The sequence below is a fragment of the Streptomyces sp. NPDC015144 genome (assembly GCF_043079735.1).
In the GTDB taxonomy this organism is placed as follows: Bacteria; Actinomycetota; Actinomycetes; order Streptomycetales; family Streptomycetaceae; genus Streptomyces.
Genome location: NZ_JBIBUU010000025.1, coordinates 61,794 through 72,959 on the forward strand (window position 1 = coordinate 61,794; position 11,166 = coordinate 72,959).

Sequence of the window (11,166 nt, forward strand, 5' to 3'; positions counted from 1 at the left end):
TGTGCCGTGCGCCCCGCCGCCCGTACGTTCCCGTTGGGCGGGGGCGGTGGGCGGGCGTCAGCGGCGGCGGTGCTCCGCGGGTACGCCCAGCTCGGTGAAGATCTGCTCGGCCTCCTCCCGGTACCGGGCGGCGGCCGGGTCGTTCCCGAGGGCGTCGGCCATACCGGTGAGGGCGTACGCCTGCTCGACGCGGTAACCGAGGGAGGCGGCGAGCTCGTGGGCGTGCCGGTGCAGTTCGAGGGCGGCCGCCGTGTCGCCCTGCCGGCGGCGCAGCCGGCCCACCACGTTCTCCACCTTGGCGCGGCGCAGGGGCGAGGAATTCTTCCGCATCATGTCGAGCGCCCGCTCCGCCTGGTCCGGATCGCGGACCGGCTTCCCCAGCCGGTGCTCCACGTCGGCGGAGAGGGCCAGGGTCAGGGCGAGGTTCGCCTCGTTCCCGGTGTCCCCGTACAGGGCGCGCGCCTCCGTCAGACAGCGGTCGGCCTCCTCGTGGGCGCCCAGCCCGACATGGGCGAAGGCGAGGTCGGTCATGGCCCCGGGAAGTCCCTCGTGCTGGCCCAGCCGGCGGCTCAGATCGGCCGAGCGCCGCGCCGCCTCCCGGGCCTCCTCGTACCGGCCCCACTGTTCGTACAGGGTGCTGAGGATGGTCAGGCTCTCCGCCTCGGCGCGCGGCATGTCCAGGTCGCGCTCGTGCGCGATCGCCGTCTCCATGTGCTCCAGGGCCGCGGGGAAGTCGCCGAGCAGGCTGTTGAACTGGCCGAGGATGCTCTCGCTGTGCGCCTGGGTGTACAGGTCGCCGAGCTCGATCGCGACCTCCCGGCCCCGCCGGGCGGCCTCCAGCCCCTCGGCGAGCCGCCCGAGCTTCCAGCAGGCGACGCCCAGGTTGGACAGGCTCACCCCGAGCAGCGACAGGTCCTGGAGCCGGTCGGCGGCGGCCACCGCGACCCGGCTCAGCTCACCGAACTCCTCCAGGAGACCGAGGTCGTTGAGCTGGAAGACGAGGTTGCGGGCCAGGCACACCACATAACGGTCGTGCCCCCTGCGCTCGGCGAGCGTCACGGCCGCGAGTAGCGAACCCTGCTCGCGGCGGAACCACGCCCGTGCCCGTTGCGGGGTGTCCAGGGCGGGCAGTTCCGAGGTGGAGGGATCGATCCCGGTACTGCGGCGGCGCCGCCCGGAGTACAGGAGGTCGCACGCCACCTCGGTGGTGGTCAGGTAGTAGCCGAGCAGCCGCTCCACCGCGTCGGTGTCCTCGGGCGCCTCGGCGAACAGGCTCTGCGCGAAGCTGCGGACCAGGTCGTGGAAGGTGTAGAGGCCGATCTCCGGCTGCTGCACCAGGTGGACGTCGAGCAGCATCTCCAGCAGGTCCTCCGCGTCCCGGGCGGGGACACCGAGCAGCGCGCCGGCCGCGTGCGCGTCGATCTCGTTGCCCGGGTGCAGCGACAGGGTCGAGAAGGCGTGGCGGCACTCCTCGTCCAGGGCCTGGTAGGACAGGCGCAGGGTGGCGGAGACGCTGCGGGCACCGGAGCTGAGCTCGTCGAGCCGCCGGGTCTCGTCGCGCAGGCGCTCCGCCAGGTACTGCAGGGTCCAGCGCGGGCGGTTGCGCAGCCGGGCGGTGGCGATCCGCAGGGCCAGAGGGAGGTGGCCGCAGAGCCGGGCCAGTTCCGCGGCGGCCTCGGGCTCGGCGGCGACGCGCCGGTCCCCGAGCGTCTCGGCCACCAGCATCGCGCTGTCCTCCGGCGACATCTCCCCGATGGAGATCCACTGCGCGCCGTCCAGGTCGACCAGCCGGGCCCGGCTGGTGACCATGACCAGGGAGCCGGGGGAGAGCGGCAGCAAGGGGTGGATGGCGGCGGCGTCGGCCGCGTTGTCGAAGAGGATCAGCATCCTCTTGCCGAGCAGGGTGGACCGCCACAGGGCGGTGCGGGCGGGCACGTCGTCGGGGATGAGCTGGCCCGGTACGCCGACCGCCCGCAGCAGGGTGTCGAGTGCGATGCCCGCGGTCACCGGCTGGTCGCCCGGCGTGTGTCCGCGCAGGTCGAGATGGAGCTGGCCGTCCGGGTAGTCCGGGGCGAGCCGGTGGGCCGCCCGCACCGCGAGCGAGGTCTTGCCGCAGCCGCCCATGCCGTCGATGGCCACGACGAGGGGGCCCTGCTCGCTGCCGCGCTTGGCCCCGTCGAGGATCTCGGCCAGTTCCTGGTCGCGGCCGGTGAAGTCCGCGAGGTCGTAGGGCAGGGTGCTGGGGGGCTCGGCGGGCAGCGCCACGGCCATGACGGGGGCGGCGGCGGGGGCGGGCTCGGGGCCGGCCAGTTCCGGGCTCTCCCGCAGAATGCCCTCGTACAGCTTGGTGAGGTGCGGGCCGGGGTCGATGCCCAGCTCGTCGGCGAGGAGCTCGCGTACCTTGCCGTACTCGTCCAGGGCCTCGGCCTGCCGGCCGGAGCGGTACAGGGCGAGCATCAACTGGCCGCGCAGGGACTCGCGCAGAGGGTGCCGCTCCGCCAGCTCCCGCAGTTCCACGACGAGTTCGGCGGCGTCACCCAGGGCGAGACGGAGGTCGATGCGCTGCTCCGCGGCCGTCATCCGGCGTTCCTCGAAGGAGGTGGAGGCCCGCTCGATGACCGGACCGCCTCCGCCACCGAGGACCGGTCCGCGCCACAGTTCCAGGGCACTCCGCAGCATTTCCGCGGCCTCGGCCGCCCGGCCGTCGGACGCGGCCAGCTTCGCATTGCGTATGAGTAGACCAAATTCGGCCACGTCGATTTCGCATTGCTCCTCGTCGACGCGGTAGCCGGGGCCATCGGTCACCAGGACTTCGGCGCCCCCGGGTATTCGTCTTCGGAGGTCCGCGACGGCCTTGCGCACTTGATGGGAGGCGGTGGTCGGCGGGTCCTCGTCCCAGGCGGCCTCTACCAGACGGGAAACGGGCAGCACCTTCCCGGGCTCCAACAACAAAGTGGCCAGAACTCGCTCCTGAATGACTCCGCCCAGCCGGAGCCGCTCGCCGTTGGACCAGCCCTCGATCGGGCCAAGGATGTTGAAGCGCAGCCGAAACTCCTCTGCAGTTGACACGCTTCCGCCCCCTCAGTTTTGTGCAGCCGCAGCGCTCCACCAGCGCGAAGCGATCGTATCCGCTGCCGAGGGAACTGGCGGTACCGCACCGGGAAGAGTTCGGGAATGGCTCGATGGAATCTGTTCATCGACAGCAAGCTTTCGCCGCCGCGGAAGGTACCGAGCGCACGGAGCGTGAGCGGACCGGAAAGATCCCGTTCAGGGCCGTGCGTTCCGGACAGTCCTGAATGGTCGGGTAGCCGGACATTGCGATTTCTGAGTACGTGGAGACCTAGGAGACAATGATGAATTCCCAGCCCGCACCCGGGCTCGACGTTCTGCTGCAGAATGCGCGCAAGCGGGCGGGACTCACCCAGGAACAGCTCGCCGGTCTTTCCACCGTGAGCGTGCGCGCCATTCGGGATCTGGAACTCGGCAAGGTCCAGCACCCTCGCAGGGAGACGCTGAAGCTGCTTGCCAACGCCATGCGGCTCAGCGACGCACGGCGTGTCGAACTCGAACTCGCCGTGGACACGAAGTCCGCAGGTCGAGTCTTCCAGGACATCTACGGGACCGGCCTCGCCACCCCGCCCCCTCCGCTGCGCCCGCTGATCGGGCGGCGCGCGGAACTGGACGCGCTGACCGCCCGGCTCCGCGCCGATCACGAGCGGCTGCTCACCCTGGTGGGTCTGCCGGGAGTGGGAAAGTCGCGGCTCGCCCAGGAAGCCGCCTCGGTGATGCATACCCAGTACGGGGTTCCGGTTCTCTGGGTCGATCCGGCCGACGATGCGGAACGTGCCGACGGCGCCGTCGCTAATCCGCAGGCGACCGTAACGGGATGGGTCCGCGCACTCGTTCGAAACGGTGAAGAATTCGAGGAACTTGCCGCACTCATCGGGTCGAAGGACACGCTGATCGTACTGGATGGTTACGATGTGTCACCATCTGTCACCTCTCGGCTGCTGAGTCTGCTGCGGGTCTGCGAACGCCTGAAAATACTCACGACCACCGACCGGCCCGTCCAGCTGCCCGGCGGGCGACTGCTCCCGCTGGCCCCGCTCGCGGTACCGACCGCCGCCGATCTCGCCGCCGAGGCCCCGGGCGGATCGCTCGTCGCGGACCGGCACGCCGTCGAGCTGACCCTCTCCCACGTCAGTTACATGCGGCCGGACTTCCTGCCCACCGACTCCGTCGTCACCACCGTGGCCCACATATGCCGCGCCCTGGACGGCATGCCCCAGGCGCTGGAGGCCGCCGCCTCCTGGCTGCTCCTCTACTCCCCGCGCCAGCTCCTGGACATCGCCCGGACCAGCCCGCTGATCCTGCTCGACGGGGTCACCCCCGCCGCCCCCGGCTCGGAACCGACCCTGGGGGAGCGGCTCACCGCGGCCGTGACCGGGCTCGACCCGCAGGCCGCCGAACTGCTGCGCGCCCTAGCGGAGCTGGAGGACCCGTGGACGGTGGACGGTGCGGCGCGGCGCCGCGGCACCTCCCTGGCCAGGACCGCCCGTGACGTGCACGCCCTGCTGGTCCGTGGCCTGATCCGCCGGCTTCCCACCGCCGCGGGCGAACCGGTCGGCTTCACCGTGCTCAACCTGGTCCGCGCGGTGCTCGACGCGGAGCCGACGGCGGACTCCGCCGAACTGGTCGCCGTACCCGCCGAATAGGGACCGCCCGTGCCGGCCACGGGCCCCGTTCCCCCTTCTGCTCCTGTCACCACTTCTGCCCGCACCGTCGTACCGAAAGGCACCCCACCCATGCGCAACCTGATCTCCCTCGCCGACCTCACGCCCGCCGAGCTGGACCACCTGGTGCGGCGCGCGGTCACGTTCGGCCGGGACGGCATCGTCCCGAAGCCGCTGGCCGGACGCCAGGTCGGAACGTACTTCCGCAAGTCCTCGACCCGGACCCGGACCTCCTTCTGGACCGCGGCGACCCGCCTGGGCGCCGACGTGATCACCTTCGGCCCGAACGAGCTCCAGCTCAGCACCGGCGAGACCGTCGAGGACACCGCCCGGGTCCTGGGCCAGTACCTGGACGCGCTGGTCGTGCGGACCAACGGGGACGTCGAGGAGATCCGCCGGCTCGGCAGCAGCGAGGACCTGGCCGTCGTCAACGCCCTGACCCTGGACGAGCACCCGACCCAGGCGATCGCCGACCTGGCCACCCTGACCGAGGAGTTCGGCTCGCTCGACGGACTGCATCTGCTCGCCGTCGGCGAGGGCAACAGCTCCGGCGCGGCCCTCGCGCTCGCCGCGGCCCTCACCCCCGGGCTGCGTGTCACCCTGCTCTGCCCGCGCGGCTACGAGGTCCCCAAGGAGACCCTGGACCTGGCGGCCGAACTCAGCGGCGGCAAGGCCCTGGTGAGCCAGGTCGTGACGGCCGACGACGTCGAGGGGCCGGTGGACGCCGTGTACACCAGCCGGTGGCAGACCATGGGCGTGGAGAAGGAGAACCCGGACTGGCTCGAGGACTTCGAGGGCTTCCAGATCGACCGCGCGTTCCTCGACCGCTTCTCCGGCCCGCGCACCGTCTTCCTCCACGACCTGCCCGCCGTGCGCGGCCAGGAGGTCACCGACGAGGTGCTCGACGGCCCGGCCAGCAGGGCCTGGCGGCAGGCCCACCACAAGATGACCGCCGCCGCGGCGGTCCTGGAGTGGTGCGTGGTCGGCGTCCAGGACTGACATCCGCAGGAGCGTCCGCCGCGGGAACGTCCGCGCCGCACGCCCCGCACCACCCCGCACCGCACACCGCCACGGGCTCCCGGCGGACAGAGGCCACCCCTGTCCGCCGGGAGCCCGCGCGTGCTCCGGGACCGGCCGCTCCGTGCGCCCGGGTGACCGGGTGACCGGGTGACCGCGCACCCGGTGACCGTGAGCCCCGGGAAGTGGGACCGGGGAGTGGGACCGGGAAAGGGAAAGGACGGGTGCGGGGCACGGTGTTCGTGCCTCGCACCCGTCCTTTCCCCGGACGGGCGGCCCCGGAATCAGCCACCCATCGCCGCGACCACCGAACGCGGTCGCATATCGGTCCAGTTGGCCTCGATGAATTCGCCGCACTCCTGCTTTCCGGCCTCCTCCTTCACCAGCTCCCAGCCCGCCGGCTGCTGAATCCGGGCCGGCCACAGCGAATACTGTCCCTCTTCGTTGGCCAGCACGACATAGCGGCCCTGGGGGTCCTCGAACGGATTGGTTGCCATGATTTCCACCTCGGTTGGGCGACGTTGGAAAGTGATCTCATCGGGTGCGCCTGAGTGTTTCGCTCAATGAAACGGTAGAAGGCTCGGGCCGGTCCGCCGGGCAGTGGAACGGGCAGATCGGCGGCACCACCGGCCGTACGGTCAGGCGGCCACCCGGGACTCCCGACGGGTGTGGGTGAGCGCCACACCGGTCGCGACGGTCGCCGCGCGCACCGCGCCCAGCGCCTCGCGCACCAGCTCCGAACGCTCCACCGTCATCACCCCGACGCCGGGCTGGCCTGCGCGGACGATGTTCACCGCGGCCTCGAGCACCGCGACCTGGGCCTCTCCGAGCGCCTCGCGCCGGTCGACCCGTTCCCTCACCTCCGCCAGGACGTCCGCGAGCACGTCCGCCGCGGGGGCACTGTGGCCGGTCTCTTTCATGTCGTGACTCCTCGGTCTTCCGCCGGCGGTGTGCCGCGCGCTCGGTCTGCTGGTGCAGTACGGCCAGTCTCGCCGTCCGCCGACACCCCGGCACCAGGCATTCGGTCAACTGCTGCTCTGCTGCCGCCCAGTTGCCGCCGGGGGCGCCGGAATCGCCCTCGCGGCGAATCTACGGTGGTGGCCGAAAGGAAGTTACGGGCTCGTCCCGGACCTCTTTCTCCCCTGTCATCCAATGATGTGGACGAAGCGAACAATGAATCCTGCGGAATGTGCGGCTCCTCATCGATCCGGGCCGCTGGACGTTGTTGTCACCGGACTCCAGTCCGACTCGCACACCTGGAATCTCATCTACATCCAATTGCTGATCGAAGACCTCGGGCACAAGGTCGTCAATCTGGGTTCCTGTGTCCCCGAGGACGAGATCGTCGAGTCCTGCTGCAAGCTCCAGCCCGACCTGCTGGTCGTCAGCAGCGTCAACGGACACGGTTTCCACGACGCCGAGCCGCTGATCGGGGCCATCCGGTCGCGCTGGGAGCTCACCGGCCTGCCCGCCGTCATCGGGGGCAAGCTCGGCGTGTCCGGGAACGGGGAGGAAGGGACGAAGGCCCTCATCCGGGCCGGCTTCGACGCGGTCTTCCAGGACGGTGTGGACATCGCGGCCTTCGAGTCGTACCTCGACTCCCTCCCCAAGGAGGTGGAGCGGTGACCGCCCCGGTCCAGGAGACCGCCCCGGTCCAGCAGACGCCCCCGGCCGCCCGGGCCACCGTGCACCGCCGCCCGCACTCCTTCGGCCGCTTCGTCGCCGAGGCGCAGGCCCGCGGCACGCTCGTGGTGCAGCCCCGGATGGGCTTCTCCGACCCCGCGCTGATGCGGGCCGGCCTGCTGGCCACCAGGAACGCCACCGACGGGGTCGTCGGCACGATGACGATCGACAGCTACACCCGGGTCAACGACGAGCCCTCGGCGGCCCGCGCGTTGAACGGCGGCGTCCCCCTCAACGGCTTCCCGATCACCCACTACAGCCCGCAGACCTCCCGCTGGGTCCTCGACGGCGTCGAGGACGCCGGGTTCCCGGTACAGATCCGGCACGGCTCCGCACGCCCCCAGCGCATCGTGGCCGCGCTGGCCCGGCTGGGCCTGGACGCGACGGAGGGCGGCCCGGTCTCCTACTGCCTGCCCTACGGGCGCACCCCGCTCCTGGACTCCGTACGCAACTGGCAGGAGAGCTGCGACTTCCTGGCCGGGCTGCGCTCCACCGGGGCGGAACCCCACCTGGAGACCTTCGGCGGCTGCATGCTCGGCCAGCTCTGCCCGCCCGGACTGCTCGTGGCGATCAGCGCGCTGGAGGCGCTCTTCTTCCACCGGGCGGGACTGCGCAGCATCTCGCTCAGCTACGCCCAGCAGACCAACGCCGCCCAGGACCGGGAGGCGGTGCACGCCCTGCGTCGACTGGCCGGCGAGTTCCTGCCGGACACCGAATGGCACGTCGTCCTCTACACGTACATGGGCCTCTACCCGCAGACCCGGACCGGCTCCCTGGAGCTCCTGGAGCGTTCGGCCGAACTGGCCGTGGAGACCGGGGCGGCCCGGCTGATCGTGAAGACCGCCGCCGAGGCGCACCGCATCCCCACGGTCGCGGAGAACGTCGAGGCGCTGCGGGTCGCGGCGCGGGCCGCCGCCCGCCACCGCACGGCGGCCGCCGACCGGAACCCGGCCGTGCCGACTCCGGCCGGCGACCCGGCGGACAACCCCGTGTACGCCGAGGCCCGCGCCCTGGTGGACGCCGTGCTGAACCTGGACGACGACCTGGGACAGGCCCTGCTGAAGGCGTTCGCCCGCGGATATCTCGACGTCCCCTACTGCCTGCACCCCGACAACGCGGGCCGCACCCGGAGCCACATCGACGGGTCCGGCCGTCTCACCTGGTCCGAGATCGGGGCGATGCCCCTCGGACCCGTCCGCGACCGCGGCCGGCGGCTCACCGCCGCCGGACTGTTCGACGCCCTGTCCTTCGTACAGCGCCGGCACGACCGCGTCATTCCCCGGACCGCACACCGCTCCACTCTTCCCACGGCGGCCCGTCGCCCGGCGGCCCCTCGGCAGCACACCCAGGAGGTAGCACCATGACCAGCCCGACCGCCGAGTCCCCGGACCGCTTCGTCCCTCCGTTCCCGGACTCTCCCGACCAGCACCTGATGGCCCCGACGACCCGTGCCACCCTGCGGGTGCAGAGCCGGATGCTCGCCGCGACCCGCGCCTTCCTGACCGGGCAGGGCTTCCAGGAGCTGCTGCCGCCGGTCATCGGCCCGGTCACCGACCCGGGCATCCGGGGCTCCAAGCAGGTGGACGTCGACTTCTACGGCCACAAGTACAAGCTGATGACCAGCGCGATCCTCTACAAGCAGGCTTCGCTGCTGGCCTTCGACAAGATCTTCTACATCGCCCCCAACGTGCGGCTGGAGCCGCTGGAGACGGCGGTCACCCACCGCCATCTCGCCGAGTTCCACCAGATCGACGTGGAGATCCGCGACGCCCGCCGCGAGGACGCGATGGAACTGGCCGAGCGGCTCGTCTCCCACGTCGTGGCGGAGGTCGTCCGCGAGACGCCGCAGGACCTGGAGCTGCTGGGGCGGGACGTGGACGCCTTCCGCGAGGTCGTCGAGGGCGCCTTCGGACGCACCACGCACCGGGAGGCCACCGCGGACCTGGTGGCGCTCGGCCACCCGCAGGACCCGGCCGCCGAGATCGACTGGGAGGGCGAGGAGATCCTCTCCGCCAAGTCCAGCCGCCCGTTCTTCGTCGTCGACTACCCCAAGGGGTCGCGCGGCTTCTACGACCAGGAGGACGCCGAACGCCCCGGCATCCTGCGCAACTTCGACCTGATCGCCCCCGAGGGCTACGGCGAGCTGTGCAGCGGCAGCGAGCGCGAGCACGACTACGCGGCCCTGGTGACCCGGATGCGGGAGACCGGCGAGAACCCCGCCAAGTACGGCTGGTACCTCGACCTGGCCCGCCGTGGCATCCCCGCCAGCTCCGGCTTCGGCATCGGCCTGGAGCGCTTCACCCGGTACGTCACCGGCCGCACCGCCGCCTGGGAGGCCAGCGCCTACCCGAAGCTCCCCGGAGTGGTGTCGGCATGACCACGACACTGAGCGCCGACGGCTTCCCCGAGGCCCAGGTACGGCACCGGGCCAGGGCCGGGGCGGCGGGCGCCTTCCCCGAGCTCAAGACCTACGGCTCCAGCATGCTGGGCGCCCTCCCGGCCGGCCACGACCCCGACGACCTGCTGGAACGCGCCAGGATCGTCCCGCCGGTGTTCATGCCGCAGCGGCTGGCGAAGCTCATCGACCTGGCCCGCGAACCGCTGTACACCGACGTCGCCCTGGACACCCGCATCGGCGGCTTCGCCTCCCGGCTGCCGCTCTACGTCTCCGCGTTCGGCTCGACCCAGGTCGCCAGCCACGACCTGGGCGAGGCGGCCGGACGCCAGGCCGGACAGCTCGGCATCCCGATGGTCATCGGGGAGAACGTGGTGCCCGTCAACGGCTTCCGCTCCGCGGCCGACGCCGCGGCCTCCCCGTTGATCGGCCGGATCGCCGCCTACACGGCCGCCGCCGACGACGAGCACGGCGGCGTGGTGGTCCAGCAGTCCACCGAGGACGCCGACGCCGAGGTGTGGAACCTGGTCTACAGCGACCCGGTCTCCGCACCGCTGCTGGCCACCGGCCGCCTCGCCTTCGAACTCAAGGTGGGGCAGGGCGCCAAGCCCGGCCTCGGCGGCCTCACCGTCCTGGGCCGCGACGCGGGCGACCGGGTCGCCGGACAGTACGCCATGGACCCGGTGTTCGGCGACGACAGCGAGTCGGTGCTCCGGGTCAGCAGCCCCGGCACCTTCACCGAGGAGATCCTGCGCCAGCAGATCCGGCTGATGCGGAACAACTTCCCCCGCGCCAAGGTGTGGGTGAAGCTGCACCCGGGCCGCGACGTGGCGCAGGCCGCGGCCACCGCCTGGGCGGCCGGGGCGGACTCCGTCACCGTGGACGGCGCGGAGGGCGGCACCGCCTGGGCGCCGACCGCCTTCCTCTCCCAGGTCGGCCTCCCGCTCGGCGAATGCCTCACCCGTATCGGCCGCACCGACCACTGCCTGCTCGCCAGCGGGCGGATCTGGGAGGGCGGCCGGGCCGCCAAGGCCCTGGCGCTCGGCGCCCGCGCCGTCGGCCTCGGCCGGGCCGCGCTCCTCGCCGTCGACGAGGACACCGAAGCCGGCCTGGTCCGCCTGGTCGAGTCCATCGCCCTGGAACTCCGGCTCCTGATCAGCGCCGTCGGTAAGTACGACGTCGCGGCCCTGGACGCCGAGGACGTCCTGCTGCCGACGGACACCCGCACCGGCTGACCCCGCCCCACCACCCCGCATCCGCTTCGCACTTCGCACCAACCGCACGTCATCCACCGTGGCTCCGTCGGTCTCCCGGCACGCCGCGAGACCACGAGATCCG

At 71.9% G+C, this 11,166-nt stretch carries 9 protein-coding genes; 6 read left to right on the top strand and 3 right to left on the bottom strand.

All coding sequences use genetic code 11. From position 1 onward, the window contains the following. Nucleotides 1–57: 57 nt before the first annotated feature. Nucleotides 58–3,069, bottom strand: coding sequence for a BTAD domain-containing putative transcriptional regulator (locus tag ACF08W_RS31135; RefSeq protein WP_392281316.1), 3,012 nt, complete (start codon nt 3,067–3,069; stop codon nt 58–60). Nucleotides 3,070–3,353: 284 nt separating this feature from the next. Here ACF08W_RS31135 and ACF08W_RS31140 point away from each other — a divergent pair, with 284 nt between their 5' ends. Next, nucleotides 3,354–4,715, top strand: a complete 1,362-nt coding sequence (locus ACF08W_RS31140; protein ID WP_392281317.1) for a helix-turn-helix domain-containing protein — start codon at nt 3,354–3,356, stop codon at nt 4,713–4,715. A 90-nt stretch (nt 4,716–4,805) separates the two neighbouring features. Next, nucleotides 4,806–5,732, top strand: coding sequence for an ornithine carbamoyltransferase (locus ACF08W_RS31145; protein ID WP_385216681.1), 927 nt, complete (start codon nt 4,806–4,808; stop codon nt 5,730–5,732). A 302-nt stretch (nt 5,733–6,034) separates the two neighbouring features. Here the strand turns inward: ACF08W_RS31145 and ACF08W_RS31150 are convergent, their stop codons facing one another. Both ACF08W_RS31150 and ACF08W_RS31155 read right to left on the bottom strand, forming a co-directional pair. After that, the gene (locus tag ACF08W_RS31150; protein WP_352280784.1) at nt 6,035–6,247 is read right to left on the bottom strand and encodes an MbtH family NRPS accessory protein; all 213 of its coding nucleotides are present in this window, start codon (nt 6,245–6,247) and stop codon (nt 6,035–6,037) included. Nucleotides 6,248–6,388: 141 nt separating this feature from the next. Beyond that, a complete protein-coding gene (locus ACF08W_RS31155) occupies nt 6,389–6,670 on the bottom strand; it encodes a hypothetical protein (RefSeq protein WP_352280786.1) in 282 nt (93 codons plus the stop codon). Nucleotides 6,671–6,923: 253 nt separating this feature from the next. On the opposite strand from ACF08W_RS31155, the gene ACF08W_RS31160 reads away from it, so the two are divergent. The 4 genes from ACF08W_RS31160 to ACF08W_RS31175 are packed head-to-tail and all read left to right on the top strand — an operon-like array spanning nt 6,924 to nt 11,063. Then, entirely contained in the window at nt 6,924–7,376 is a 453-nt protein-coding gene (locus ACF08W_RS31160; protein WP_352280788.1) for a cobalamin-dependent protein, read from the top strand. A 59-nt stretch (nt 7,377–7,435) separates the two neighbouring features. Further along, nucleotides 7,436–8,797, top strand: coding sequence for a methylaspartate mutase (locus ACF08W_RS31165; protein WP_352280796.1), 1,362 nt, complete (start codon nt 7,436–7,438; stop codon nt 8,795–8,797). After that, the gene (locus tag ACF08W_RS31170) at nt 8,794–9,810 is read left to right on the top strand and encodes an asparagine synthetase A (protein WP_385216668.1); all 1,017 of its coding nucleotides are present in this window, start codon (nt 8,794–8,796) and stop codon (nt 9,808–9,810) included. The genes ACF08W_RS31165 and ACF08W_RS31170 overlap by 4 nt, the downstream gene beginning before the upstream one ends. Then, a complete protein-coding gene (locus tag ACF08W_RS31175; protein ID WP_385216665.1) occupies nt 9,807–11,063 on the top strand; it encodes a glutamate synthase-related protein in 1,257 nt (418 codons plus the stop codon). The genes ACF08W_RS31170 and ACF08W_RS31175 overlap by 4 nt, the downstream gene beginning before the upstream one ends. Nucleotides 11,064–11,166: the final 103 nt, after the last annotated feature.

Bases quoted from the DNA above. Each gene is read 5' to 3' on its own strand.
- ACF08W_RS31140 (WP_392281317.1), top strand. From the start codon at position 3,354: ATGAATTCCCAGCCCGCACCCGGGCTCGACGTTCTGCTGCAGAATGCG.
- ACF08W_RS31145 (WP_385216681.1), top strand. From the start codon at position 4,806: ATGCGCAACCTGATCTCCCTCGCCGACCTCACGCCCGCCGAGCTGGAC.
- ACF08W_RS31150 (WP_352280784.1), bottom strand. From the start codon at position 6,247: ATGGCAACCAATCCGTTCGAGGACCCCCAGGGCCGCTATGTCGTGCTG.
- ACF08W_RS31155 (WP_352280786.1), bottom strand. From the start codon at position 6,670: ATGAAAGAGACCGGCCACAGTGCCCCCGCGGCGGACGTGCTCGCGGAC.
- ACF08W_RS31160 (WP_352280788.1), top strand. From the start codon at position 6,924: ATGAATCCTGCGGAATGTGCGGCTCCTCATCGATCCGGGCCGCTGGAC.
- ACF08W_RS31170 (WP_385216668.1), top strand. From the start codon at position 8,794: ATGACCAGCCCGACCGCCGAGTCCCCGGACCGCTTCGTCCCTCCGTTC.
- ACF08W_RS31175 (WP_385216665.1), top strand. From the start codon at position 9,807: ATGACCACGACACTGAGCGCCGACGGCTTCCCCGAGGCCCAGGTACGG.